The organism is Streptomyces pseudoechinosporeus, from assembly GCF_054783935.1.
Map to the genome: position 1 here is coordinate 63,362 of NZ_BAAGPS010000061.1, position 25,546 is coordinate 88,907.

Sequence of the window (25,546 nt, forward strand, 5' to 3'; positions counted from 1 at the left end):
TTCCAACAGCCCCGTCGCCGTCACCACCGAGCTCGCCGTCTTCTGTCCGAGGTGCAGATGCACTACGTCGTCGCCGGGGAGGGTGAACCGCTGGTACTGCTGCATGGATATCCGCGAACCTGGTTGTGCTGGAGGAAGGTCCTGCCGTACCTCACGTGGCATCGAGGCGTTCCATCTGGCTGGAGTTCGTCAGCCTGAAAGCAAAAGCGAAGCTAGGACGTGGCCCCACGGGCCGACTGCCCACGGTCGGCCCACTTCACTCGCCTCAGGAGAGAAGCTGCTCGGCCCAAATCGTCTTGCCCGTACGGGTATAGCGCGTTCCCCAGCGCTGGGTGAGCTCGGCGACCAAGAACAGGCCACGGCCGCCCTCGTCGCTCGGCCGGGCCCGGCGCATGTGCGGACTGGTGCTGCTGCCGTCGGAGACCTCGCAGATCAGCGTCTCATCCTTGATCAGCCGCAGACGGATCAGGCCGCCGGCGTACCGGATGGCGTTGGTCACCAGCTCGCTGACCACCAGTTCCGTGATGAACGCGGCCTCCTCCAGCCCCCAAGCGGCAAGCCGGTCGCCGACGCGGCGACGCATGTCGGCCACGACCGCAGGATCGACGGGAACATCCCAGGAGGCGACCCGATCCTCGCCGAAGATTCGGGTGCGGGCCAGGAGCAGGACGATGTCGTCGGCGCGGGGTTCGAGGCACAGCGTATCCAGCACGGTGTCGCACAGGGCCTCGAGCGAGGGCGCGGGCTGGGCGAGCGCGCGGCGCAGTGCGCTGAGCCCCTCATCGACATCGCGACTGCCGGCCTTCAGGAGGCCGTCGGTGAACAGGGCCAGCAGGCTTCCTTCGGGCACGGTGACCTCGGCCACCTCGAAGGGCAGGCTGCCCAGGCCCAGCGGGGGGCCGGCGGGCACGTCGACGATGCTGCTGGTGCCGTCCGGATGGACCAGGTTCGGGGCCAGGTGGCCGGCCCGGGCAAGGGAGCAGGTGCCGGAGAGCGGGTCGTAGACGGCGTACAGGCAGCTGGCGCCGATGTCGCCGGGGATCTCACTCGTGGCCTCCGTGTACTGCCCGCCCTCACCGTGGGTGACGATGTCGTCGAGGTGGGTGAGGAGCTCGTCCGGCGGCAGGTCGGTGTCGGCGAGGGTGCGCACCGCCGTGCGCAGGCGGCCCATGGTGGCTGACGCGTTGATGCCGTGGCCGACGACATCGCCGACGACCAGGCCGACCCGCGCACCGGGCAGCGGGATCACGTCGAACCAGTCCCCGCCGACCTGGGCACCGTCACCGGCGGGCAGGTAGCGGGCGGCGGTCTCCACAGCGGGATGCACGATCGGGCCCTGGGGCAGTAGGTGGCGCTGCAGCGCCAGAGCGATGCCGCGTTCGCGCGTGAACCGGCGCGCGTTGTCCAGGCAGACTGCCGCACGCGCGACCAGGTCCTCGGTGAGGGACAGATCAGCGGGGGCGAAGGGCTCGCGAGACGTCGAGCACCTGAGGAACATGACCGCGCCAAGGATGATGCCGCGGGCGCGGATGGGCACCGCGATCAGCGAGTCCGCCTCGCAGGCGCGGGCCTGCGCCGCCTGGATGGTGTCGTCGGCGAACCAGCGGACGATCTCGGGGGCGGTGATGGGGTGCAGTTCCGCCCGGCCGGTGGCCACGCACCGGGCGATGGGTGAGGTGGCAGGATGACGGCTGATCTCGCCTGGGGCTGGGTGCTCCCAGAAGGGGGTGTTCGCGCGGAGTGCTACCCGGCGCAGCAGGACGGAGCCGGAGAGGACGGGTGCGGGCAGGTCGCCCTGGAAGACGGCGTCCAGCAGATCGACACTGACCACGTCGGCGAAGCGGGGCGCGACGACCTCGGCGAGTTCGCGGGCGGTGCCCGTCACGTCCAGGCTGGCACCGATGCGGGTCCGGGCCTCGCCCAGCAGCGCCAGCCGCTCCAGGGATTCGTACTTCTCGGAGTAGTCGTACGCCGAAGCAGCCACACCGTGCACCCGGCCGGCCGCGTCCTTGAGCGGAAAGAAGTCCATGCCCCAGACGTGCGCCCTCGCCTCGCCGGGCACATCGAGAACACGCTCCACGAACTCCGGCTCTCCGCTCTGAGCAGCCCGGCGGATCAGCTGCACAAGTTCCTCGTACACCTGGACGCCCGGACGCAACTCGGTGGACAGCCGGCCGCGGACCTCGTCTTCGGAGTAACGCATCGTCTGCTGCGCTGCTTCGTTCCCGAAGAGCACGCGTGCGTCGCGATCGTAGATCGAAGAGGGCACAGGATGCTGATTGAAGAACCACCGCTTGAGTGCGTCCTCCCCAGCATTGGCCGTCACCGATCCGGGCAGTACCGTCAACAGGAACCCGGCCTCCCGCTCGCCGTCCAACAGAGGAGCCAGGATCACCTGCCCGCCCAAATGGTGGCCGTCACGATGCCGGAGCTTCCCCCCTGCGTCGGTGAAAAGATCGGCCAGCGGCCTGCCGATGATCTCCTGCGGGGCGTAGCCCCACAGCATCTGTGCGCCCTTGCTCCAGTGGGTCACCTGGCCGTCGCTGTCCGCGACCGCGGCGGCGGCCGTGTCGAGCCAGGCGCCAGGCGGTACCGGAAGGCGTCGGCCGGGTGACTCGTGAGGCTTCATCGTCGGTCTCGTCTCATTGACCAGCTACGTTCACGATGCTCTGCGGCATGGGCACGGAGCAAGCCGAGCGGTTGCACGACGCGCTGCCGACCGGCGTCGCCCGCTGTCTGATGATGCTCTCCGTACGACTGCTCCTCTGCCGGCCCGGCGGGGGCCGCAGCATCGCAGCACAGTGACCTAGCGGGAATGGGAACCCAGGGAGCAAGACTCCGCCGGCTGACGTCAGGCCAGAGGCCGGCCCTCGGCTGCTCGGCAGCCTGGGAACGTTCGGGCTCTTCTTCAGCATGATGCCTACAACGCCCCGCTGGTGGTGGTCGTCGGCATCATTCCCGTGATGCTGGTCGCAGGGAACGGCATCGGCACCTCGATGATGTTCCTCATCGCCGGTCTTATCCGGTACGCCTGGCCCAGCGGGTCGGCGTCGGCTTCGCCCGCTACCTGGCCCTGACCGGCGAGCTCGTTGCCGCTTCGGAGTTCAGCGCCTGTGGCTGGCTCCACGCCACCGTCCCCGCCACGCGTCTGGAGGACATGGCCAGGACCTCGCCGAGCAACTGGCCGCGGCCGCCGGACCCGCGCAGACCCGTTTCAAGCACCTGCTGAACGAGACGCTGGCGCTGCCCCCGCAAATGGGGCTCGAGGCCGAGCGGACAGGTTGATCTTGGTCGACAACCCATCTACCAGGAGCTTCATCTCTTCCTCAACGCCGCAGCCATCCCAACTTGCCTGCCTCTCCACCAAGTTGGAAATGGCTCACTGAGCTTTTTCAGCGTTGCCGCTCCAGTGTGAGGACGGCAGCGGCGATTGACGACATTCGATTCGGGCTGCACCGGGACCTGCGGAAGATCCGCCACGACTTCAATCGTGCGACACCGCGCTCGACCGGCGCCCGCGCCGCGGACAACGCGCGGTTGACGGTTTGTCGGGTGGGGCTGAGGTCAGGGCCCGGCGGGCGTCTGAGGGGTGTCGTCACCCACGGGCCGGCTCCCATGTAGGCACGGCGGACGAGGACCGGAATGCCCTGGCGTTCACAGATCCGGATGATCCGGTGGGTGCGAGCCGCGGTGAGATCGTGCGCGCGGCCGGGCAGCACGGGCGAGATCCACAGCAGCCGCCCGGCCGGGTCGGTCACCACCTGCACGGCTCCTGTGCCTGTGGGTTGAGACTTCGAACACCTCCCCCAACTGCACGGGAGCCTGCACCCCGAGGAACTGGCCGGCCGCTTCCGCTCCTTCTTTCAGGCAGCCCTCACCCCGGCTGTTCAGCGGAATGGGGCAAGCTGACGCCGAGACGTGCGGTTGCTCCCTCCGCAGCCGGCCGCCGGCCGGTAGGGGGGCGCCCGGCCGACCACTTCGCCCCGGCGCCCATCCAGCGGTTGGTGGCCTCGGCGCAGCCGCCGGGGCCGGGACTCGGGCCGGGACTCCCCCTGCTCTACGCATGGTCCCCGCCGTTCGGGAGATCTCCAAGGACTGTCTGTGCCTGAACGTGTAGACCCGCACGGGGCGATGGACCGCACACGGTCATCGTGTGGATCTATGGCGGCGGCTTCTAGGCCGGCTCGGCCTCGGCGACGTACAGCCAGGGCGACGCGCTCGCGGCAGACCGGCGCGGTCGTCGTCGCGGCCGACTACCGGCTCGGCGCGCTCGGCTGTCTCCACTTGGCCGACTTCGGCAGCACATGGGCCGTTCGACCAACCTCGCTGGGTGCGGCTCTTGTTTGAGGGACATGATCAACAATTTTCCTTGGCAGGTCCGCTTCGCCCACACCCGGCGACCGGGCCAGAAGCCCCCGGACCCAGCGGACCGATCTCGACCACACCTGGACGTGGCGGCCGGGCTCCCCAAACCGCCGGGCCGGACGATCCTCGTCGAGTGTTGGCCGAAAGACACTCCCGGAGGGCGCGCCAACCAATGAGAGGGCTTGCGCAGCAGGCTAGTTGAAGTGTCATCTTTACTTGTTGACCTCTTCGGCCCCTTCCCCACAGGAGTAGACATGCGTATAGGTTTTTCACTCCCCCAATACGGCGCGATGGCTAAACAGCTCGACCGTGTGGCGCACTTCGCCCGGCAGACTGAGGAACTCGGTGCGGGCAGTCTGTGGGTCGGTGACCGTGTCCTGGCCGCGGTGAATCCCACCGTGGGTTACGCGGGCCCAGGCACGCCGATCCCGTGGCAGATGAACGCCCTGCTCGATCCGTTCGTGGCGATGTCCGTGGCCGCGACCGCCACCGACCGGGTGCTGCTGGGCACGAGCACGCTCACCGCGCCCTGGTACTCGCCTCTGCTCCTGGCCCGGTCGCTGAGCGGCATCGACGTGGTGAGCCAGGGGCGGCTGCTCCCCGGTTTCGGGACGGGCTGGTCGCCGGAGGAGTATCAGGGCGTGGGCGTGCCCTGGAGGGAACGAGGCGCCCGGCTGGACGAGTTCCTGGACGTGCTGGAGGCAGTGTCTGCCACCGATCCCATCGAGCAGCACCAGGGCACGCACTACTCCATCCCCGCCGCCTACATCGGGCCGAAGCCCGTCCAGCGTCCTCGGCCCCCCATCTACCTGGCCGCTTTCGGCCCGGCCTCGCAGCGCAGGGCAGCCCGCCGGGCGGACGGCATCCTGCCGGCGGTGACGCCGCACCCTGGGTTCAAGTTCGACCCGGTGGGCGCAGTCAGCGGGCCACTGGAACAGGTGCGCCGGATGGCCGAGGACCAGGGCCGAGACCCGGCGGGCATCGGCGCGGCGCTGCGCATCAGCCCGGCGGCCGAGTCGACGGTGGAGGATGTCGTGGACGTCATCCTGCGGACGCGGGACGAGACGGATATCGACCATGTCTTCGCGGATTTCGTGTACATGGCCGACCATGTGGACCAGGCCCTCGAAATGGTCCAGCGGACACTGGAACTGACGCGCTGATCCTTTCCGGCCATATTGCGCGATCGCCGAGGAGGAGCTGTCCCACCTGGTGATCACTCAGGCGACCCTCGCCCGGGTGCCGGCCGAACGCGGCGCGCGGACGAACCGGGGTTCGCGCCCGGGCCGACGGCTGGTGCAGATTCGGACGAATCCGCCGGTCCCGTTCCGCCGGTGGTAAACACCGTGAGCGGCGAGATGCCGCCGGAGGGCGACTGGCCCGTGCTCACCCTACTGGCCAGCGCTGACGGGCCGCTGCGGATGCGGCTGCAGCGCATGGTGCGCCGCGAGTGCTGGCCTAGCCTTCCAGCGGCCTGTTCACGCTGGCCGACGGCGTTCGCGCACCCGAACGGTTCGGGTCATAGCAAGCACTTCCCCGGGAACCGGCCGGGCCTAGGAGGTGGACGTGTCCTCCTCGGCCGGGGTGACGGCGTGGATCAACGAGCTCGACCAGGCGTACGGCCGTATCGACGTGCTGGTGAACAACGCCGGCATCATCCGCGACAACCGTGCCGAGAAAGATCAGCGACGAGGACTGGCAGGCCGTGCTGGACGTCCACATGAGCGGCTCCTGCCATGGCATTCGAACCGTGCTGCCGGTGATGCGGCGCCGCGCCTACGGACGCATCCTGTCCTTCTCCCCCATGTCGTGGCGCGGCAACTTCGGCCAGGACGACTACGTCGCCGCGAAGGCCGGCGTGGTGGGCCTGACCCCGGCCATCGCCCTGGAGACCGCGCGGCAGGGGATCACCGTCAACGCCATCGCGCCTGGTTTGACAAGACTCCCATGCCGGCCTCGATGAACGACCCTGCCCGGGAGAAACTCATCGGCAAGGTTCCCCTGCGGCACACAGATGACCCCACCGACATAGCCGAGGCGGCGGCGTTCCTGTGCTCGCCGGCGGCCCGCTGCATCACCGGTGTCGTCCTCTATGTCGACGGCGGCATCGGCATCGGCTCGTCCATCCGCCGAGCCATGGGGACTTGGTACGCGCGCGTGCTCGACGACACCTCGGAGGTGTCGTCAGGCACGCACCTTCAGAAGAGTCCGGCCGAGGGCTTGGCGCTCGTCCAGGTGCCTCAGGGCAGCCGCCGCCTGTTCCAGGGGGAAGACGGACGAGACGGGCGGGTCCAGCCGGCCGGACTTCAGCAACGGCCAGAGTTCGCGCCACTGGGCGCGGGCGGCCTCCGGATCCTGCCGCCAGTACTCCGCGACACCGACGCCGAGCACCGACGTGTTGGTCAGCAGCAGACGATTCACTCTGACCGTCGGGATGCCCCCGCCTGCGAATCCCAGGACGAGCAGGCGCCCCACACCGTGCCGCAGCGCACGCAGCGAGTCCAGGAAGCGATCCCCGCCGACCGGATCGACCACGACGTCGACCCCTCGGCCGTCGGTGAGGGTCCTGACCTCGTCGAGGAAGCCGTCGGCAGCCACCACCTCATCTGCTCCCAGAGACCTGGCCAGTTCGGCCTTCTCCTCGGTGGACACGACCGCGATGACGCGCGCCCCGTACGCCGCGGCCACCTGACAGGCCGCGCTCCCCACCCCGCCTGCGGCTCCGTGGACGAGGACGACCTCACCGGGCCGGAGAGCACCACGGCGGACGAGCGCGAAATGCGCCGTCAGGTAGTTCAGGGGCAGGGCCGCCCCACGGCGGGTGTCCACGTTGTCCGGGAGGGGAAAGACCATCGGCGCGTCGACCGCGACCGTCTGGGCGAAGCCACCGGTGACCGGCAGGGCTGCCACGCGGTCACCGGCCCGGAATCCGCCGGTGTCCGTGCGGACCGTTCCCGACACCTCCCAGCCAGGGATGAAAGGCAGTTCGGGACGCGTCTGGTACTCCCCGCGCGACTGCAGGAGGTCCGGGAAGGTCACGCCGGCCCATTCGACGTCGATGAGGACCTGGCCCTGCTGGGCCTCCGGTTCCGGAGCCTCTCGTACGGCCAAGGCATTCGGGCCCTCGAACGCGGTGAGGAGCACGGCCTGCATCATCGATACCTCCCTGTCACCGGAACCGTCACGAGCGGGTCCGGGCGGCTACCACGACGGGGCCGCGGCATGCGCGGCCTGGAGTCCAGGCCGGTCGACAGCCAGCGCGGAACGCAAAGGACTGGGCTCGTCGACGATCAACTGGGCGAGGATCTCGCCGCAGGCCGGGCCGCTCGCCACTCCGTAGGAGTGACCGGTGTTGACGTAGATGCCCTCGACGCGGTCCACGATGGGCAGGTGGTCGCGCGTGCGGCCGACCAGTCCGGCCCACAGTCCGGTGACGCCCAGCTCACCGCGCCTGGTGCCGCGGTCCAGCGTCGTGTTGATCAGGGCCTGGGTGGCGGACATGCTGATGTGCGGGTTGAGGGAGCCCGTGCCGTCGATGCTGTTGCCCACCACCAGGGCGCCTTCGGTGTTCTGGACGAGCGTGTCGTCGTAGACGAAGTCGCTGTCCGCGCCGGGCGGTTGTGGCGCGGCGAAGAGCCGGGGGTCGTAGCCGGCCAGGTCGGTCAGTGCCCCGCACCAAGCCACGCCACGCGGGCCGCGCAGGATGGGGCCGGGGGTGTAGGCGATCGGCTGGGTGACCAGCTGGCCCACCCGCGAGGTCTCGATCGGCAGGTCGATGCCCTCCGAGCGCAGGTTCACCGACCAGGCGCCGGACGCCCACACCACCCCGCCCGTGTGGATGTCGCCGCGCACCGTGCGGACGCCGATGACCGTGTCACCGCGCCGCAGCGTGCCCAGCACGGCGGTGTTCTCGTAGACCCGCACACCGCGGCGCAGGCAGGCGGCTCCCAGACCGCGGGCGAACGCCTGGGCGTCGATCTGCGCGTCGTCGGCGCAGTGGACGGCGCCGATGGCGGACTCCGGGAGCACCGGGGACTGCTTACGCGCCTCGCGGGCGCCGAGCAGCGAGATGTCGAGACCGGCGGAAGCACGGTCCTCGACGTACTCCTTCAGCACGGTCTTCTGCTCTTCCGTCTCGTAGAAGAACAGCCCGCCATGGCGGCGGAACTCGAAGGTGGGGCCGAGTTCCCGCTCGTACTCGGCGTAGCGTTCCAGGCCGCGACGGGCCAGCTGGAGTTCCGTGCCGGAGCGGCGCGTCTGGAGCCACATCGCCCCCGAGTTGCGGCCGGAGGCGCCGAACGCGAAGAACCGCTGCTCGGCGATGATGACGTCGTATCCGCGCTTGCTGAGCTCGAACGCGGTGCACAGCCCCACGATGCCGCCGCCGACGACGACGATGTCGGCGGTGTCGAGGGCTCGAAGCCGGTCCATGCTGCCTCCCTGACTGCCCCTGGTCCGGTGGATCTTACGAAGTGCCGTCGGCAGTGGTCACTGCGCGGCGGGCCACCCTGCTTCCTTCAGGTCGGTGGCGAAGTCCCTGTCCCGCGCGCCCTCGTAGGCCACGTCGTGGTCGGGGACGATCCGGAGGGGACTGGCCGCGGCCAGCTCCTCGGAGATGTGCGCCACCACACCGGGCAGGGTCGAGATCACCGCGAGGCCGGTCGTCTCCTCCGGGGTGAAGCCGAGGCCGACGAGTACCGCTGCCATGACGCCCACGTCGTTGATCGGGATGTCGCTCTTGCCGGGCCGGGCGGTGAACGCGCGATGGATCGCCTCGTACAGTTGCACCGGCTCGCTCCACAGCCCCTCCTCGACAGCGAGCGAACGCAGAATCGCCGCACGCGGGTCGACCCTCTTGAAGACCGGGTGCCCCAGGCCGGGAATGCGCTGCCTGCGCGCGGCCATCGATGCCACCTCGTCGGCCGCGAAGGCGTCCATATCCTTGCCCGACTCCTCGAAGCGGGCGTAGGTGGAGGTGATGTACCGGGCCGTGTCCTCGGTCGCCAGGGTGTGCTTGCCGACCGCCATGGTCGCCGCGGCCAGGCCGGCCACCATGCTCGGGTTCGCGGACACCACGTAGCGCGCCGCGACGGTGCCGGGCTTCTGCAGGGCGTAGTCCAGAACCGCCGTGAGCACGGCGTCCAGCACCCGGGTCTCCTGCGGGGTCGGCAACCGCCCCTTGATCAGCAGAAAGGAAGCCGCGGTGAAGGACAGCCCTCCGATGAGGTCCTCCAGGTCGTAGCCCCGGACGAAGACCTTCTCCGGCGTCACCTGGCTGACGGCCGACCGCCAATAGGGGGCGACTTCTCCGGGGTGCTGCGGCTCCATTTAAGTCTCCACCCACGTTTCGGCGTCTGCTTCGACGTCTGCGTATTTCTGCCCCGACGGTAGTCGCGACCACGCGTCCACCCCATTGGAATTGTCATCACCGCACGGCAGGTTCTTGGGATATTTTCCGATCACACCTCGCCGGTTATTGCCTAACCTGTCCGGAGCACAACGGTCCGCTGGTAGGTGGCTGAACGTTCCACATTGACGTAGGGAACCTTCCAAATGACGCATGACGGGACTGGTTGTACGCTCGGCGAACTCCTGGGCAACGAGCGGCTGCGGCTGACTCTGCTCGTCGACCGGGCGGGAGCGGAATCCCGGCCGGTGCACGGAGCACGGCTGGCCTCGGGAAGCGCCGATCTCGCCAAGATCGGTGAAGACGTCGTCCTCGTGGCCGCGGCCCGGCCCGGCACCGGTGGTGACCTGCTCGCCGGTGTCGCCGATGCCCTCGCGCTGCCCGGCTCCAGGGTCATCGCCGTATGGCTGCCGCCGGGCGCCCCGCCCAAAGGCCTGGAGCGTGCGGCGGGCCGCCACCTCCTGCTGGGCCTTCCTGACGACATCGATCCCGCGGAGCTCATCGCCGAGATAGCCCGGTCGACCACGCGGGCCGAAGAGGCACCGGCCAGACGTCTGACGTCATTGCAGCGCTCGCTGACCCAGGCGCTGGCCGAACCCGACCCGCTGCGGGCGCTGACCTCTCGCGTCGCCAAAGTCTGCAACGCGGTCGTCACGCTCGTCGACGGCCACGGCGGCGCCGAACACGCCTCGGGGCCCTTGCCGCTGTCCCTGCTCTTCCCGGAGATCGCGCGCACCCGGAGCGAGTCCCAGAGGTTCACCGTCGAGGGCTGGTACGGCATGGCGGTCAGGGTCGCCACCAGCGCCTCTGCCGGTGAGCGGACCGGCTGGCTCGTCGCGGCCAGCCGCCGCCCGGCCTTCCCGGACCAGTACTCCGAGGCCGCGCTGTACATCGCCGCCTCGCTCGCCGAGACCAGCCTCCAGATCGAACTCGCCGCCCAGCGCCAGGAACGGGCGGTGCGCAGCGCCGTACTCGAAGAGGCCCTGGCGCTGCGTCTGGAGCGCCACGACACCGAGTTGGCGGGGCGCATCGCCTCGCTGGGGCTGTCCTTCGAGCAGGAGACCCGGGTGATCGTCGCGGAGCCGGCCCTCGGCGTGACCACCGCCCGGGACGTGGCGGCCCTGGAGTCGCTGCACGCCGGCCTGCAACGCACGCTGGTCGGCGAAGGTCTCCCCCATCTGCTTGTCCTGCGGGAGTCCGCCCTGGTCGGCCTCGTGCAGGCTTCGTCGTCCGCCGTCAGACGTGCCTTCGTCAAGACGGGCACACCGACGGAGGGCTTGGTGCTGGGCATCGGACGGGACGCGGCCGGCGTCGGTCACGTGGTCGACTCCTACCACGACGCCCAACTCGCCCTCCGCGTCCTGCGCCGCGACGGCACGGGGCGGCGCCTGATGGCCTACGAGGACTTCGACTTCGCCACCCGTCTGTTCTCCGACGTCGGTCTCGACCGGATGGGCGAGTGGGCGAGGGAACTGCTGCGCCCCCTGGAGGACAAGCAGACCATGCTGGCGACGCTGTCGACCTACTTCGAGCACCGGCAGAACATCATGACGGCCGCCGACGCTTTGACCGTGCATCACAACTCGCTGCGCTACCGCCTGTCGAAGATCGAGTCCGCGCTCGACCTGAGCCTGCGGGACCCGTCGGCGGTCTCGTCCCTGTTCCTCGCGCTGACCGCGCTGTCCATGGTGGAAGCCGAGTCCTGGACCCAGCGCCGGATCAGGCCGGCCGGCCGGGAGGAACAGACCGGGGAGATCCGCGGCGCCGGGGCGACGGGCACCGTGCTCGCCGACCCGGAACAGGGGCTGTCCCTCTCAGCACGTTTCGGCGCGGCGCTCGGGCCGGAACGCTGACCGCGCTTCCTCATCCGCAACCGGCCAAAGGCGGCTTGGAAAGATTCCAGGGAACGCACCCGGTCCTTGTCATAAGTGACGAGTGAGCCGCCGCGACAGAGCCGATACCGTCGCTTTCACGGGCGGCGACGGGGCCTTTTACGGCAGAAACCATCGCCTCACCTCCGGAAAAGGAGTCCCAGAAATCATGGTGTCGCTGAACGTCGCTGTCACCCAATTCGAGCTTCGCCCCGAGCGGGACCTCGATCAATTCCTCACCCACACCGAGGACCTCGTGCGCCGCGCCGCCCACCAGAACGCGGAGGTCGTGCTCTTCCCCGAACTCTCCAGCACCGGGCTCCTCGGTTCCATCGACGACCACGAGGTGACCACCGCGACGATCAGGTCCGACTACTGGGACGTCCTGCCCACCTTCACCGACGGAATCGTCGACGGCCTCCGAAGCATGGCCAAGGACCACGACATCGTGGTGGCAGGCGGCAGCCACAACCGCGTGCACAGCGACGGCTCACTGCGCAACACCGCCTTCGTCGTCCATCCCGACGGCCGGGTCGAGTCCCAGGACAAGATCCACCTGACGCCCCAGGAGCACGCGCTCGGCACCCGCGGCGGCGACGAACTGCTGGTCACCAGGATCGGGCCGTTCACCGCGGGCGTGCTCATCTGCGCCGACATCCAGTTCCCGGAGCTGTCCCGGTACCTCGTGCGCAAGGGGGTCGACCTGATCCTGTGCCCCTCGCTCACCTGGAACCGACGAGGCGTTCACCGGGTCCGCACCGGATGCCAGGCGCGCGCCATCGAGAACCAGCTCTACGTCGCGATGTCGCCCCTGATCGGCCACGACGGCCTGCCGGCGGACGCGCCCATGCACGCGACCGGCAACGCCCTGGTCACCGGGCCCGTCGACAGGACCGTCGGGATCAACGACGGGTTCCTGGCCAAGGCCGAGTCGTCCGGGGAGGACCTGGTGGTGGTGTCCCTGGACCACGACCTCCTGCAGGCCTCGCGGGCGAACCCCGAAGCGCCCGGGCTCGCGCTCCAGCGGCCCGACCTGTACGCGAAGCTTCAGGCAGAGGCGGGCGCCTGACGTGTTCACCCACACGCACCGGGTCCGCAACCACGAGGTCGACACGCAGGGCTTCCTCTTCAACAGCCGTTATCTCGAGCTGGCCGACGTCGCCATGACCGAGTTCTTCCGCGAACTCGGTTGGCCCTACGCGAAGTTGGTCGAGGGCGGAACCGACCCGTCGGTGGTGAGCGCGCGGCAGACCTTCCTGTCGCCGGCCCGCTTCGACGACGTCCTCGACGTGGACGTCGCGTGCCGGCGTGTGGGGACGTCCAGCTTCCAGCTCGACATGGCCGTCACGCGTGACGGGACGAAGATCGCGGAGATCGAGCTGGTGTACGTCAACGTCGACGCCGAGGCCGCACGGTCGCGCCCGCTGCCCGAGGACGTCACACAGGCCCTCCGTGACTCCGTCGCCGGAGGGCCTTCACAGCGAGGAGACAGACAGAAATGACCCGCCCCAGCGCTTCCAAGCCGGCCTTCGCGTCGGCCGAGGTCAAGCGTTTCGGTCCCGCCGAGATCGAGCATCGCACCGCGGGCTCCGGCCTCGACCAACTCGGCACCTACTTCATGACGTTCGACGAGCCGGGGCACAGCGACCCGTGGACGCTCCAGTACGAGGAGACGGTCTATGTCCTCGATGGGCGGGCGGAGTTCCTCGTCGTGGAGGACTGCGTCGATGTCCCGCTGATCGGGGAGGCAGGAGAGCTGATCGTCCTGCCCCGAGGCACCACCGTCCGCTACGGAGCGGTCCCGGGTACGCGTCTCCTCCTGTCGATCACACCGGTCAACTGGCGAAACCAGGCATAACCGATTCACAAGGAGCGGCAACGATGAGCAAGCCGATGGTCGAACGCCGGAGCGCCGCGGCGGCGTTCGCAGCAGACATCACCGACACCGACGCCGCCGTGGTCGTCAACCCGGCCACCGAGAAGGCGATCGCCGCCTATCGGATAGCGACGGAGGCCGATGTCGACGAGGCCGTGCAGCGGGCGGCGGCAGCGGCGAAGGCGTGGGGGAACACCCCTCCTGCCGAACGCGCTGAAATCCTCCTCAAGATCGCCGACGTGGTCCAGGAGCGAGCAGAGGAATTCGCTCAGCTCGAAAGCGAGAACGTCGGCCAGCCGATCACGGTCGCCCAGGGGGCAATGCCCTGGGTGTGGGACGTCATCCGTTTCAACGCCGGCGCGGCGCGCACGTCTGCCGTTCCCGCCACCGGCGAGTACGCGAACAACAGCACCTCGTGGGTGCGCCGCGAGCCCATCGGTGTGGTCGGCCTGATCACCCCGTGGAACTATCCCCTCCTGATGGCGGCCTGGAAGATCTCTGCTGCCGTCGCCGCCGGCAACACAGCGGTCATCAAGCCGTCGGAGCTGACTCCGACCAGCACCATCCTCTTTGTCGACATCGCGAATCAGTTCCTCCCCGAGGGCGTGCTCAATCTCGTGCCGGGAGACTCGACCACCGGCAAGGCCCTGGTCGCGCATCCCGTCATCCGGATGATCTCGCTCACGGGAGACGTCGCGACCGGAAAGGCCGTCGCGGAGTCGGGCGCACGCACGCTGAAGCGCATCGGCCTCGAACTCGGGGGCAAGGCTCCGGTCCTGGTCTTCGCCGACAGCCCGATCCGTGCGACCGCGCGGGACCTCGTGGAGTTCGGATACTCCAACAGCGGCCAGGACTGCACGGCCGCCTGCCGCATCATCGTCGAGGACGCGGCGTACGACGAGTTCGTCGAGGCCTACTGCGAAGCGGCTGCGAAGCTGCGCGTCGGAGACCCCTCCGACCCGGAGACGGAGATCGGTCCGCTGATCTCCGAGCGTCAGATGAACCGGGTCGCCGGCTTCGTGGACCGCGCACGCGACAACGGCGCGACCGTGCGGATCGGCGGAAAGCGGCTCGACCGCCCGGGCTGGTTCTACGCCCCCACGGTCATCACCGACGCCGACCAGTCGGACGAGATCATCCAGCGCGAGGTCTTCGGGCCGGTGATCACGATCCAGCGCGGGCACAGTGACGACGAGATGCTCGACATGGCCAACGGAGTCGAATACGGCCTGTCGGCGAGTGTCTGGACCACCAACCTCGCCAGGACCATGCGCTTCACGCGGGAGCTCGATTTCGGAACCGTGTGGGTGAACCAGCAGATCTTCGTCGCCTCGGAAATGCCGTTCGGCGGCTTCCGGAACTCGGGATACGGCAAGGAGCTGTCCCCGCACGGGATCGACGAGTACTCCAAGTTCAAGCACGTGATGGTCAATCCCGAACTGGCGAACTAGCCGAGAAATGGACGTCAGTGATTCCATGAATTCCAGTACACAAGTGAACGCCCCTTCCGCACCGGCCGTCCCCGTTCCGGCCACCATGCGGGCCACTGTGCTGACCGGCCACGGCGGTATCGACAAGCTCGTCTTCCGCGACGACTACCCCACCCCGGCACCGGCGGAGGGAGAGGTACTGGTCCGGGTGGGCGCCTGCGGCATGAACAACACAGACATCAACACACGCACAGGCTGGTACGACGAGGTCGTCGAGTCCGGCGTCTCCGAGGAACTGGGCCTACAGGGGCGGTCGGACGGGGCGGCATCCTCGTGGAACCGCTCCACGGTGGCCTTCCCCCGGATCCAGGGTGCCGCGGTGGCGGGTCATATCGCCGGCGTGGGGCCGGGGGGAGACCCCGCGCGCATAGGTGAGCGGGTGATCGTGGACCCCTCGGTCCGAGACGCCGAACTGCCGCTCCACGCACAGCTGGTGCAGTACCTGGGCAGCGAGCGCGACGGCGGCTACGCGGACTACGTGGCGGTGCCCGAGGGCAACGCCCACCGCATCGACTCACCGTTGTCCGACGCCGAGTTGGCCACGTTTCCGTGCTCGTACGACACAGCCGAGGAGATGCTTCAGCGCGCCCGGCTGGCGGACCGCGAGACCATCGTCGTCACCGGTGCCGCCGGCGGCGTCGGAACGGCGCTCATCCAGCTGGCGAGCCTGCGCGGCGCACGCGTCGTCGCCATCGCCGGCGCCGCCAAGGAGAAGCGGCTTCGCGCACTGGGGGCCCACGAGTTCGTCGCCCGCGAGAGCGAGGACGTCCAGCGGGACATCGAGCGCGTCATCGGTGAACGAGGCGCCCACGTCGCCGCGGACGTCGTCGGCGGGCCGGTGTTCGACGTGCTGCTGAAAGTGCTCCGCCGCGGCGGCCGGTACACAACCGCCGGTGCGATCGCGGGTCCGGTCACGAGGATCGATCTGCGCGACCTGATCTACAAGGACCTCGAGATGCACGGCATCACCAATCCGACCTCGGCGACCTTCTCCCGGCTGGTGGACCTGATCCGGGCCGGCCGGCTCCAGCCGCTGCTGGAGGAGGCTTTCCCTCTGGAGGACCTGGCTCAGGGCCAGGCACGGCTGCTGAAGCGCACGCACATCGGCAAGCTCGTGGTGACGACGTGAGCTGACAGCTGCCTCAGTCGCCTCAACCGAAAGTTGGCGCTTGGCGGGGCACAACCGTGCCTGGTGAGCCTGGCCTGTGACCGAGACCAGGGACGGGAGGTAGGCGAAGGCCTCGTAGGCGGCGGTGAAGGCGTATCCGCTGGAAGGTCGCCCCGGCCCTGGCGGTCGCTCTCCGGGAACCACCCATGCGACCCCTTCCACGCGCCGACGCCAGGGCGTCCGTACCGGGAGGAGGTCGGCACCCATTTCGGCAGGCTGCGGATCGAGTTCGTGCCCGCGCCTTCGTGGCGGCCTACGGCGTGGAGCACATCCCGTTCCGGCCTGCCGCCCAGCTCGAGCAGGCCGCCCCTTGGGCCGGGAGGCGCCCACCGATCAGCGCCGGTACGGACGCGGCTGCCGTCTGAGCCCGCCGGCAGCCGGGCGCCCAAGGCTGTTCGCCGGCGACGCCGCATTCGTCCATCACGGGCCCGACTCGGTGGTCTGGTCGAGGCGGCGCGGTTGGAGCTCTTCGCCCAAGCTCTCTACCCTTGACACATGAGCGCGCGGCTGATGCTGCTGGCGGAGACAGATCAGGAGATCACCGAGAGTGAGATCTTGCAGCTGACTCTCTCGCACGCGGTGGCCGAGCTCGGCGCTCTGGGCGGCGCCGTCCATCTGCGTGGGGCGCTGTCCGTTCTGGGCCTTGCCTCATCGGTCGGCCTGCCCCCGTCGCTGACCCGCTCCTGGCAGATGGTCGACCAGGACGACTCCGTCGTCCCGGCAGGCGCCGTGCGCGACGGTCGCCGCACGTGGGTACCCTCTCAGCCCTCCGGTGCGCCCGGGCTTCCCCCAGGGCTCTGGCCCGGTACCGGATTCGCGTCCGTTCCGATATTCGCGGACGAACGCACGACGGGCGCGCTCACCGTGCTGATGGGCAGCGAGGGGCAGCCGACCGAGGAGCAGTGGAGGTTCCTGCGGGCTGTGGTCGACTGGGCGGAGGGGCGGATGCGCCAGGTGCCGCCGCCCTCCCCTCCGTCGCAGGAAGCATGGGCCGGGGGGCGCCTCCGACAGGCTCTGAAGGCCGTCCCGGTCAGCACGTGGGAGTGGGACATCCGTACCGGCAAGCTGATGTGGGAGGACGATGCGCAGTCGTCCCTCTACAACCCCGTCCTCACCGAGTACGGGTTCCGGATCGAGAGCTGGATGAAGTCCATCCACCCCGACGACCTTCCCTCGACGCTGGCGGCGGTCGAGAGGGCGATCCGCGACCACAGCGTGTACGAGTCGGAGTACCGAATGCGGCTGCAGGACGGCAGCTATGGCTGGCTGCGGGCCCGGGGGTCGGTGATCTTCGACGAGAGTGGGGAACCGGCACGGATGGTGGGCGTGATCTGGGACACCGACGAATCCCGTTCCGTCCGGGACGCTCTCAGCCGCGCACTGCGGCACATGAGCGACGGTTTCGTCCTGGTGGACGACGACTGGCGGATCGTCTTCGCCAACCTGGAGGCCGAACGCACCCTCGGCGGCACCGAGGAGGAGCTGTTCGGGCGCGTGCTGTGGGAGTTGCCCGCCCTACGGCGGGTTCCCGACCTGGAGACCCGCTGCAGGAAGGCCACCGGGACCGCGCCCGTGGGCTTCGACGTACGGATTGCGGCGGGGCGCTGCCATCACCTGCGGATCGTCCCAGGGCCCGACGGACTCACCCTCTACCTCACGGACATCACCGAAAAGCGGCGGGGCGAGGCCGCCCGAGCCGCCGCCGAGCGAGCCGCTTCCGAGCGCTCGGCCCGGATCGCCGAGCTCACCACGGAGCTCGCGAAAGCGAGGACTTCTCGCGATGTGGTGGACGCGGTCGCCCAGGGAGTGCTCCCACCGTTCGGCGCCACCGGCCTGGCTGTGATCGCCATCGAGGGCGACCGGGCACACGTGGTGGGAGCCGTTGGCTACCCGCAGGCCCTGCTCGACGAGATGAACGGCCATCGCGTCGTGGCGACCGATCCGGTCGGAGAATGCGTCCTGACCGGCACGCCGTTGTTCGTCGCCTCGGTGGAGGACTACACGCGGCGCTACCCGCACCGTGCCGACCGGCCAGGCCTGGCCGGAAAACAAGCCTGGGCGTTCCTGCCACTGACCGTCTCCGGGCGCACGTTCGGCGTCTGTACCGTGTCCTTCGACCAGCCGCGCCGTCTCTCCCCTGACGAGCGCACCCTCCTGACCGCGATCAGCGCACTGGTCGCACATGCCCTGGAGCGGGCCAGGCTCTACGACGCCGAGCACACACGCTCCCAGGAACTACAGCGCGGCCTGCTCCCCAAGCGGCTGCCCCGACTGCCCGCGTGCAGGGCCGCCGCACGCTTCCTCCCCGCCGGTCAGGGCATGGACGTGGGCGGCGACTGGTACGACGTACTCCCGCTCTCGGCCGACCGTGTCGCCATCGTCGTCGGCGACGTGATGGGCCACGGCCTGTCCGAAGCGGCCACCATGGGCCGACTGCGCACTGCCGTCAGCACACTCGCCGAACTGGAGCTGCCCCCCGAGGAGGTCATGAGCCACCTCAACGACATCGTCGGCGGCCTCGGAGAGGACTCGTACGCCACGTGCCTGTACGCGGTCTACGACCCCACCACCAGCGTCTGCACCATCGCCAGGGCCGGCCACCCGCCACCCGCGGTCGTCTCACCCGACGGCAGTGTGTACTTCCCGGACCTGCCTTCGAACCCACCGCTCGGCGCAAGCACACCACCGTTCGAAACGGGTGAACTGGAGCTGTCGGACGACAGCCTTCTCGTGCTCTACACCGACGGCCTGCTCGAGTCCGCGCACCGTGATATCGACGAAGGCATGTCCGATCTCGAGCAGCTCCTGCACACAGCCGCCCACACAGACCCTGAACGACTGTGCGACATCCTCACGGGTGGGCTGCTCCCCCGAGAACACCCCACCACCAACGATGACGCGGCCCTCCTCATCGCCCGTGTCCACTCGCTCGCCGCCGACCGGATGGCCTCCTGGCAGCTCCTTGAGGACCCGCGGGCCGCCGGCCTGGCTCGCGAGCACATCCGGGAGCAACTTCGTGCCTGGGATCTCGAGGACCTGACGATGACGACCGAACTCATCGCCAGCGAGCTGTTGGGAAACGTCGTACGGCACGCGAAAGGCCCTGTGCGCCTCCGCCTGCTGTACAGCACCACCCTGACCTGCGAGGTCTCCGACGGCAGCCTGACCACGCCCCGGATCCGCCACGCAGCAGAAACGGACGAGGGCGGACGCGGTCTGCAGCTGGTCGCAGCCCTCTCCCAGCGGTGGGGCACACGCTACACAGCGGCCGGGAAGTCCATCTGGACCGAACAGGCACTCTCTGGTGGCCCGGACGGCTTGCTGTGGGATTCCGCAGACCTGTTGGGCGACGCCGAGTTCTGAGTGGGGGGGTGGTCCTGCTCGGCCCCGCACCGGCGGCCGGCATGTGGAACGCCTACCCGACGATGGTCCGCCTGTGGGCCCGCTACCTGCCCCAGTGGCTGAGCGGCAAACCGATGTACCCCGTGTCGTGGAAGGCGTGGACGACGCTGATCTGCAACAAGACGGCACCCGACATTCAGAAGTCGTACTACGCCACGCTGTGCGCCGAGTCAGGGACCGCGTACCGGCAGATGTCGCTGTGGTACCTCGACCCGCGGCAGAACGCGCGAGTCGACTTCGACGCCGTTGACGCTCCCGTCCTCGTCATCACAGGCTCCGAGGACAAGTGCACGGTGCCGCGGATCGGCAAGGTCACCAGCAAGAAGTACGGGGCACGGGGCACCTACGTCGAGCTCGCCGGCTCCGACCACATGATGACCGTCGGCACCTTCATGCCCCACACCCTCGCCGCCATCGACACCTGGGCTGGTGACAACGCTCTTGCACCCGCGGCGCATCCCTGATCGAGACCGTAAGGAACGGCACGCCTGCGCCACGCCGACGGGCGGTTCGGCCCTGGCCTTGACCGGCAGCGTGTTGGCCACTGCGGCCTCGACGTCATCGTGAAGCTGCGTGGCGGCGTGCCTCTTGAGGTGGAGCCAGGTGCGTCCCACTGCTTGGACGACTTCCCTGGTGCCGAGGGCGGCATGGTGCGCAGAGCTTCGCGGCTTGGCCGCCCAGCGCGGTCAGGCGGCGCGGAGAAGCATCGCGAGGGCGGCCGGGGCCGCGGTACGGACCATGGTCGTGCGCATGGGACGGGCGGTGCGGACGGGGGCCGTGGCCTGCGAGCGGTTCCGCGCGAAGACGACCAGGCGCAGCACCGCGAACCGCGCGACACCGGCGAGTGCGGAGGCGGACAGGTAGACGACCTGCTCGAGCACCGCACCGGGCGTCGCCACCAGCTGCTGCAGGACGAGCATCGCCACAGAGGTCACCGCGTACGCGGCCGCCGCGGACCCGGCCGACTGCGCATGCTGGCGCCGGCTCGCGCGCCCGCCCGCGCCGAAGGTGAAGCGGGCGTGCAGCTCGGTGGCCAGGAGCGTGGACACCACGGTGGTCAGGGCGTTGGCCAGGGCCCAGGGAATCCCGGAGGCGAGGGCCGCCACGGCGAAGCTGGCGGCGAGCCCCACCCCGCCGCCGTAGAGCACGAAGCGGGCGAAGGCGGTGAAGGCACCGGGTGCCGCCTGCCGGCTCTGCCCTGTCTCCATGACCCCATCCTTTGGTTGATGCATCATCTTTATATGTGACGCATCAACCAGCTGTCAACGGGCACCCGCCCTCTGTGCAGATCCCAGTTGCATGCTCAGGAGAGCAGTTCAGTGACCGCTGCTGGCGCCACCTTGAGCGACCTACCAGGTGGTGTCCGCGCGGACCGGGCCGACAAGCAGCGAAAAGCGCTCGGTCCGCGGTCCGGACCGAGCGCTTTGTCGTCGGCGTCGGTTGTTCAGCCGTCTTCCCAGCAGTCGAAGAGCCCCGAGAGCGTCGGGAACCACACGTCGTCGAAAGATGTCACGTGGTCGAGGAACTTCTCGAGCATCAGCAGATTGTGGGCCCTGCCGATGGTCTGCGGATGCAGCGTCCAGGTCGCGACCCCGCCCGGGCAGCGCTCGTGGGCGAAGTCGAAGCTGTCCTTCCAGCGGGCGAGGACGACATCGTTGGCCTGCATCAGGGCGTTGCCCTTGAAGGACTCCAGCTCCGGGAAGTCGTCGAGGAACCAGGAGACGGGGAACTCCAGGACCCGGCTCTCGGGCCCGAAGGTGTTGCCGTTCTCCTGGTCGAGCTCCACGACCAGCCGCGGCCGGTAGGGCGTGAAGTCACGTCCCATCAGGGACGAGTCCCAGTCGAAGCCGAACTCGGCCAGCAGGTCGAGCGTGTCGTCCGTGACGTCCAGGGCCGGTGAACGGTAGCCCCGCGGCCGGGTGCCCAGCAGCTTCTCGTGCTGACGCAGCTGAAGTTCGAGCAGCCGCCGTTCCTCGTCCGGATCCAGCGCGGGGACGTATTCGTGATACACCCCGTGCGCTCCGATCTCGTGGCCGTCCTCGAGGATCGCGTCCACGGCCGAGCGGAACGTCTGGATCGTGTGCGTCGGCACGCACCACGTGGTGGTGATCCCGTAGCGACGGAACACGTCGAGCAGACGCGGAGCCCCTACCACGGCACCGAACTCGCCTCGTGACAGAGCCGTCTGGGACGTGGACCGGAACGTGCCCATCCAGACGCTCTGGGCGTCGAAATCCGGGCTGAGACATACGGCGAGCCGCTTTCCCTCGGGCAGTCGTAGCGTCACGGCACCTCACTCCGACCGGTCGGAGCGGCGCGACAGCAGCACGACCCACTTGCCCTCCTGGCACACGTCCCCGTTCTGGTTCAGGACCCGGACGTGCGTGGTCACGACGCCGCGATCGGGCTTGCTCGCGGAGGGCCGGATCTCGACGATCTCCTCGCTCACCCTGATGGTGTCCCCGATGCGCACCGGCGCGAGGAGATTCCAGTCCCGGATTCCGAGGAAGGCGATCGCCGACGGGTTCTTCCACCCCAGGCCCATCTCCAGGCCGAACGCCATGGCCAGGACTCCCGGGCCATGAAAGAGTCGACCACCGAACTGAGTCTGCTTCGCGAACTCCTCATTCATGTGGAGCGGATGCATGTCGCCCGACCAGGTGCCGAACATGACGACATCGGTCTCGGTGACGGTCCGGCCGGGCGTCACCCAGGTCTGCCCGAGCTCGATCTCGTCGAGGTATCGAACGGACTCCGAAGTGTGCGCCGCGCCGAGAGTGTTGGTGGTCAATTCATGCTCCTCGGAAGCTGATGGGGACAACGGGACGTTTTCCGCCCTCGTGGGAAGTTCTCTGCTCTCGGCAAGGTCACCAGCGGATCACGCCGTCGGAGTTCTCGCGAAGTGCCGGGCGGTCCAACGCCATTTCATCGATCGGCAGGCTGAGTTCCTCGCCGGAAATCAGCTCGGCCACGAGCTGTCCGGTGATCGGCCCGGCCAGGTTCCCGTACACGTGTCCGGTGGCGAGGACCAGGCCCGGTGCTTCGTCGACCTCGTCCACGATCGGCAGTGAATCGGCGGTGGCCGGGAGGAGACCCGTCCAGACACCCTCGACGCCGAGTCCCCGGTAGTGCGGGAAGGTCTCCAGAAGGGCGTCGATGGTCATCTTCAGTCCGCCGAGCGGCATACGGTCGTCCAGCTGCTCGGGGTAGTCCATCGGACACCCGACGAACAGGTTGCCGTCCTCCGTCTTGGCGACACACTCCAGGTGCTCGATCCCGTGGGTCGGGTCCTCGTAGGGCGCCGTGAAGTACTCGTCGCGATAGCTCGGGAGACTCCGTATGTGCCCGTACTGCTTGGCGGCCAGGGGACCGTTGAGGATCTTGTCGAGGTGCTCCTCGACCGGAGCGAACAGCACCGCGCCGAGCCGCTCGGGCTTGATCGGCACGCGGATGCCCTCCGCTTCGAGCATCCGCGACCAGACCCCCGTACCCCAGACCACTCGATCCGCGTACACGTCTCCACCGACAGCCCGGACGCCCGTGACCTTCGCTCCGTCGCGCGTCAGTCCGAGCACGGGTGTGTGCTCATAGATGCGCACGCCGAGGCGGCGGCATTCCTGGGCCAGGGCCCGGACGAACTTGGGGGTGCGGATCTGGCCGTCCTCCGGACAGAACGTGGCGCCGATGACGGTGGGCGGCAGGATCGGCGCCGCCTCACGGGCCGTCGGTCCGTCCAGCAGCTCCATGGTGAAGCCGTGCTGGTTGCGGTCCTCGACGAATTCCTTGTAGACCTGGCGCTGGTCGTCGGTGAAGAAATACGTCATCGCGCCGTTCGCGCGGTACTCGAACGACGGGCCGAGCAATTGTGAGAAGTCGTCGTAGAGAGCGCGGCCGGCCCGGGAGAGCGCCAGAGAGAAATCTCCGTTCCGGTTGTGCATGTGGAGAAATCCCATGTTCCGGCCCGAAGCGCCATACGCGATGCCCCGCTGCTCCAAGAGGACGACGTCATGTCCCTTGGTCGCGAGGAAGTACGCTGTCGACACGCCGACGATGCCGCCGCCGACCACGACCACATCCGCCTGGTCCAGTTTCACGTTGCGATCTCCCTGCCGTCGGTCCGTCGGTTCGGCATGTAACCGGTTGCCCGAACATCCTTCTGAACTATCTCTCCACCGACCTCGGGACCGCATTGGAACTTCCCAGAGGATCGGAGCAGTCCATCAGAAGCTCCACAGTGGGTGGCTGCCGCGGAACAGCAGACGTGATCCCACCGGAGTTTCTACGGGGCGGAGCGCCGGAGCCAGTGAGGATTTCCAATTACCTCCGGTGGCCCCACCGCCTACGTTGTGGCCCATCACCTGGCGCCCGACCACCCACTCGGGAGGCTCTTGCGCAGCCTCGCCGATCAAGGAACAGGAGCTATGGATGGCGTTCTCGTCGGCCACCGTGCGTGGCGACTGCGTGTCGGCCTTCGAGCGCATCGCTCGTGAGCACCCCGACCGCGCCGCTGTGATCGACAACGACACGACGATCACCTACCGCGATCTGCAAGCGGCGGTCGAGCTCCGGACGACGACACTGCTCGAAGCCGGCCTCGGCCCCGGTCACCGGGTGGCCCTGGTCGCCGAGAGCTCGGCGGAGTACCTGATGACCGCCCTCGCCGTGTGGCGCGCCGGCGGCGTCCTCGTCACCGTCTACCCCTCATCGGGCTCCGGCGACATGCGGTACGCCATCGAGACGAGCGACCCCTCGCTGATCGTCGTCTCCGAAGGAGTCGATCGCGAGGCCGTCGAGGCCGGGGCGCCCGGAACCCCCGTCGTGGACATCGTGTCCTTCGGCGTCGGCGGAGTCCGTCAGGACTGCTCTCCCAGCCCCGAGAATCTGCGGGAGCCGCTGTCCCTGATCTGCTTCTCCTCGGGCACGACCAGCCGCCCGAAGGCGATCATGGTGTCCGCCACCGCGGTCTTCAACTGCGCGGACACCTACGGCGAGGTCTGGCACCTCTCCCCCGACGACAGGGCGATCATCTGCCTGCCGATGGCGTGGCTGTACGGCCTTGCGAGCACCTCGCTCGCGGTGCTCCTGCGCGGCGGCACCGTGATCGTCGTACGGCGGGCACGTCCGGAGTTCATCGCTCCGGCGATCGAGCGGCACCGGGCGACGTTCGTGGCCGGCGTCACGGCCACGTTCGCCAAGCTCGTCCAGCACGTGGGAGATCCGGCCCCGGGTACGCGCGTGTTCGAGTCGCTCCGTCTGTGCATCTCGGGGGGTGAGCCGCGCAACGAGGCGGTGTTCGACCACTGGACGGCCCTGACCGGTGTCTCGGTGCTCGACGCGTACTGCGCCTCGGAGTGCCTTCCCCTCGTCACCTACGACCCCTTCACGGACCCTGTCCCCAGGCTGGGCTCGGCCGGGAAGCTCGTTCCCCGCTCACGGCTCAGGATCCTCGGCCCTGAGGGAGCCGACGTCCCGCCCGGCGAAGTCGGCGAGGCGTATTCGAGCGGCCCCGGCCTGATGCTGGGGTACTGGCGGGACGAGCAGCTGACGCGCGAGGCGCTCACCGACGACGGCTGGTACCGGACGAAGGACCTGGTCAGGGTCGACGAGGACGGTTACGTGTACGTCGTCGGGCGGCTGTCGGACCTCATCATCCGCGGGGGCACCAACATCTCCCCCTCGGAGATCGAGCGCGTCCTCAACGAGCACGAGGCGGTCGGCCAGGCCGCCGTCGTGGGCCTGCCCGACGAGATCTACGGCCAGCGGGTGGTCGCCGCCGTAGTCCCCAATACCGCCTCGGGCGTGGACGAGGCCGAACTCCGGGCGTACTGCAAGGCGCGGCTGTCCTCCTACAAGGTGCCGAGCGCCTTTGTCGTGGTCGACGCCCTCCCGGTCAACGCGACCACCGGAAAGCTCAACCGGAAAGACGTCGCGGCGCTGCTCGCTGACCTGAGTTGACCGGCATGACAC

Annotated in this window: 20 protein-coding genes and 2 pseudogenes; 12 read left to right on the forward strand and 10 right to left on the reverse strand. The window is 68.9% G+C overall.

Annotated features, from left to right (window positions below; all coding sequences use genetic code 11):
• Positions 1–265: 265 nt before the first annotated feature.
• Complete coding sequence (locus ACYVO6_RS39330; protein ID WP_461069997.1) at positions 266–2,629, reverse strand: SpoIIE family protein phosphatase; 2,364 nt, start codon at positions 2,627–2,629, stop codon at positions 266–268.
• 47 nt (positions 2,630–2,676) lie between these two features.
• On the opposite strand from ACYVO6_RS39330, the gene ACYVO6_RS39335 reads away from it, so the two are divergent.
• Positions 2,677–2,805 (forward strand): hypothetical protein, encoded by a 129-nt coding sequence (locus ACYVO6_RS39335; protein WP_461069999.1) that lies wholly within the window; start codon positions 2,677–2,679, stop codon positions 2,803–2,805.
• Positions 2,806–2,920: 115 nt separating this feature from the next.
• On the opposite strand, the gene ACYVO6_RS39340 is transcribed toward ACYVO6_RS39335, so the two are convergent.
• Together ACYVO6_RS39340 and ACYVO6_RS39345 are read right to left on the reverse strand one after the other, a co-directional pair.
• Entirely contained in the window at positions 2,921–3,127 is a 207-nt protein-coding gene (locus tag ACYVO6_RS39340; RefSeq protein WP_461070001.1) for a hypothetical protein, read from the reverse strand.
• A gap of 265 nt (positions 3,128–3,392) precedes the next feature.
• Positions 3,393–3,770: pseudogene (locus ACYVO6_RS39345) on the reverse strand (transposase family protein); the annotation flags it as partial.
• A gap of 885 nt (positions 3,771–4,655) precedes the next feature.
• Between ACYVO6_RS39345 and ACYVO6_RS39350 the strand changes: the two are divergent.
• Positions 4,656–5,528, forward strand: a complete 873-nt coding sequence (locus ACYVO6_RS39350; RefSeq protein ID WP_461070003.1) for a TIGR03619 family F420-dependent LLM class oxidoreductase — start codon at positions 4,656–4,658, stop codon at positions 5,526–5,528.
• Positions 5,529–6,085: 557 nt separating this feature from the next.
• Positions 6,086–6,414, forward strand: a pseudogene (locus tag ACYVO6_RS39355) (SDR family oxidoreductase); the annotation flags it as partial.
• Between the two features lie 135 nt (positions 6,415–6,549).
• On the opposite strand, the gene ACYVO6_RS39360 reads toward ACYVO6_RS39355, so the two are convergent.
• From ACYVO6_RS39360 to ACYVO6_RS39370, 3 genes are read right to left on the reverse strand one after another with little or no spacing between them, the layout of a single operon-like run.
• Positions 6,550–7,521, reverse strand: a complete 972-nt coding sequence (locus ACYVO6_RS39360) for an NADPH:quinone oxidoreductase family protein (RefSeq protein WP_461070005.1) — start codon at positions 7,519–7,521, stop codon at positions 6,550–6,552.
• Between the two features lie 45 nt (positions 7,522–7,566).
• Complete coding sequence (locus tag ACYVO6_RS39365; RefSeq protein WP_461070007.1) at positions 7,567–8,796, reverse strand: NAD(P)/FAD-dependent oxidoreductase; 1,230 nt, start codon at positions 8,794–8,796, stop codon at positions 7,567–7,569.
• A 57-nt stretch (positions 8,797–8,853) separates the two neighbouring features.
• On the reverse strand, positions 8,854–9,693 hold the full coding sequence (locus ACYVO6_RS39370; protein WP_461070009.1) for a citryl-CoA lyase: 840 nt from the start codon (positions 9,691–9,693) through the stop codon (positions 8,854–8,856).
• Positions 9,694–9,918: 225 nt separating this feature from the next.
• Here ACYVO6_RS39370 and ACYVO6_RS39375 point away from each other — a divergent pair, with 225 nt between their 5' ends.
• The 8 genes from ACYVO6_RS39375 (at position 9,919) to ACYVO6_RS39410 (ending at position 20,043) form a co-directional block, all read left to right on the forward strand.
• Positions 9,919–11,625, forward strand: a complete 1,707-nt coding sequence (locus ACYVO6_RS39375) for a PucR family transcriptional regulator (RefSeq protein ID WP_461070011.1) — start codon at positions 9,919–9,921, stop codon at positions 11,623–11,625.
• A 187-nt stretch (positions 11,626–11,812) separates the two neighbouring features.
• Positions 11,813–12,712, forward strand: coding sequence for a nitrilase-related carbon-nitrogen hydrolase (locus ACYVO6_RS39380; RefSeq protein WP_461070013.1), 900 nt, complete (start codon positions 11,813–11,815; stop codon positions 12,710–12,712).
• A 1-nt stretch (position 12,713) separates the two neighbouring features.
• A complete protein-coding gene (locus tag ACYVO6_RS39385; RefSeq protein ID WP_461070015.1) occupies positions 12,714–13,145 on the forward strand; it encodes an acyl-CoA thioesterase in 432 nt (143 codons plus the stop codon).
• Positions 13,142–13,501, forward strand: a complete 360-nt coding sequence (locus ACYVO6_RS39390; protein ID WP_461070017.1) for a hypothetical protein — start codon at positions 13,142–13,144, stop codon at positions 13,499–13,501. The genes ACYVO6_RS39385 and ACYVO6_RS39390 overlap by 4 nt, the downstream gene beginning before the upstream one ends.
• A 23-nt stretch (positions 13,502–13,524) precedes the next feature.
• A complete protein-coding gene (locus ACYVO6_RS39395) occupies positions 13,525–14,970 on the forward strand; it encodes an aldehyde dehydrogenase family protein (protein WP_461070019.1) in 1,446 nt (481 codons plus the stop codon).
• A gap of 43 nt (positions 14,971–15,013) precedes the next feature.
• The gene (locus tag ACYVO6_RS39400; RefSeq protein WP_461070021.1) at positions 15,014–16,138 is read left to right on the forward strand and encodes an alcohol dehydrogenase family protein; all 1,125 of its coding nucleotides are present in this window, start codon (positions 15,014–15,016) and stop codon (positions 16,136–16,138) included.
• A 534-nt stretch (positions 16,139–16,672) separates the two neighbouring features.
• Positions 16,673–19,540 carry a SpoIIE family protein phosphatase gene (locus ACYVO6_RS39405; RefSeq protein WP_461070023.1) on the forward strand — a complete coding sequence of 956 codons (2,868 nt, stop codon included), beginning with the start codon at positions 16,673–16,675 and terminating at the stop codon, positions 19,538–19,540.
• Between the two features lie 8 nt (positions 19,541–19,548).
• A complete protein-coding gene (locus ACYVO6_RS39410; protein WP_461070025.1) occupies positions 19,549–20,043 on the forward strand; it encodes a hypothetical protein in 495 nt (164 codons plus the stop codon).
• Between the two features lie 222 nt (positions 20,044–20,265).
• On the opposite strand, the gene ACYVO6_RS39415 is transcribed toward ACYVO6_RS39410, so the two are convergent.
• The 4 genes from ACYVO6_RS39415 to ACYVO6_RS39430 form a co-directional block, all read right to left on the reverse strand.
• Positions 20,266–20,787, reverse strand: coding sequence for a GtrA family protein (locus tag ACYVO6_RS39415; RefSeq protein WP_461070027.1), 522 nt, complete (start codon positions 20,785–20,787; stop codon positions 20,266–20,268).
• Positions 20,788–21,023: 236 nt separating this feature from the next.
• Positions 21,024–21,866, reverse strand: a complete 843-nt coding sequence (locus ACYVO6_RS39420) for a polysaccharide deacetylase family protein (RefSeq protein ID WP_461070029.1) — start codon at positions 21,864–21,866, stop codon at positions 21,024–21,026.
• A gap of 6 nt (positions 21,867–21,872) precedes the next feature.
• Positions 21,873–22,370 (reverse strand): MaoC/PaaZ C-terminal domain-containing protein, encoded by a 498-nt coding sequence (locus tag ACYVO6_RS39425; RefSeq protein WP_461070031.1) that lies wholly within the window; start codon positions 22,368–22,370, stop codon positions 21,873–21,875.
• Positions 22,371–22,446: 76 nt separating this feature from the next.
• Positions 22,447–23,673: an NAD(P)/FAD-dependent oxidoreductase gene (locus tag ACYVO6_RS39430; RefSeq protein WP_461070033.1), complete on the reverse strand. Its 1,227-nt coding sequence runs from the start codon at positions 23,671–23,673 to the stop codon at positions 22,447–22,449.
• Between the two features lie 331 nt (positions 23,674–24,004).
• Here ACYVO6_RS39430 and ACYVO6_RS39435 point away from each other — a divergent pair, with 331 nt between their 5' ends.
• Positions 24,005–25,534 carry a class I adenylate-forming enzyme family protein gene (locus ACYVO6_RS39435; RefSeq protein WP_461070035.1) on the forward strand — a complete coding sequence of 510 codons (1,530 nt, stop codon included), beginning with the start codon at positions 24,005–24,007 and terminating at the stop codon, positions 25,532–25,534.
• Positions 25,535–25,546: the final 12 nt, after the last annotated feature.

Coding starts and splice junctions, on each gene's coding strand:
- ACYVO6_RS39330 (WP_461069997.1), bottom strand. CDS start 2,629: ATGAAGCCTCACGAGTCACCCGGCCGACGCCTTCCGGTACCGCCTGGC.
- ACYVO6_RS39335 (WP_461069999.1), top strand. CDS start 2,677: ATGGGCACGGAGCAAGCCGAGCGGTTGCACGACGCGCTGCCGACCGGC.
- ACYVO6_RS39350 (WP_461070003.1), top strand. CDS start 4,656: ATGGCTAAACAGCTCGACCGTGTGGCGCACTTCGCCCGGCAGACTGAG.
- ACYVO6_RS39360 (WP_461070005.1), bottom strand. CDS start 7,521: ATGATGCAGGCCGTGCTCCTCACCGCGTTCGAGGGCCCGAATGCCTTG.
- ACYVO6_RS39365 (WP_461070007.1), bottom strand. CDS start 8,796: ATGGACCGGCTTCGAGCCCTCGACACCGCCGACATCGTCGTCGTCGGC.
- ACYVO6_RS39370 (WP_461070009.1), bottom strand. CDS start 9,693: ATGGAGCCGCAGCACCCCGGAGAAGTCGCCCCCTATTGGCGGTCGGCC.
- ACYVO6_RS39375 (WP_461070011.1), top strand. CDS start 9,919: ATGACGCATGACGGGACTGGTTGTACGCTCGGCGAACTCCTGGGCAAC.
- ACYVO6_RS39380 (WP_461070013.1), top strand. CDS start 11,813: ATGGTGTCGCTGAACGTCGCTGTCACCCAATTCGAGCTTCGCCCCGAG.
- ACYVO6_RS39390 (WP_461070017.1), top strand. CDS start 13,142: ATGACCCGCCCCAGCGCTTCCAAGCCGGCCTTCGCGTCGGCCGAGGTC.
- ACYVO6_RS39395 (WP_461070019.1), top strand. CDS start 13,525: ATGAGCAAGCCGATGGTCGAACGCCGGAGCGCCGCGGCGGCGTTCGCA.
- ACYVO6_RS39405 (WP_461070023.1), top strand. CDS start 16,673: ATGAGCGCGCGGCTGATGCTGCTGGCGGAGACAGATCAGGAGATCACC.
- ACYVO6_RS39415 (WP_461070027.1), bottom strand. CDS start 20,787: ATGGAGACAGGGCAGAGCCGGCAGGCGGCACCCGGTGCCTTCACCGCC.
- ACYVO6_RS39435 (WP_461070035.1), top strand. CDS start 24,005: ATGGCGTTCTCGTCGGCCACCGTGCGTGGCGACTGCGTGTCGGCCTTC.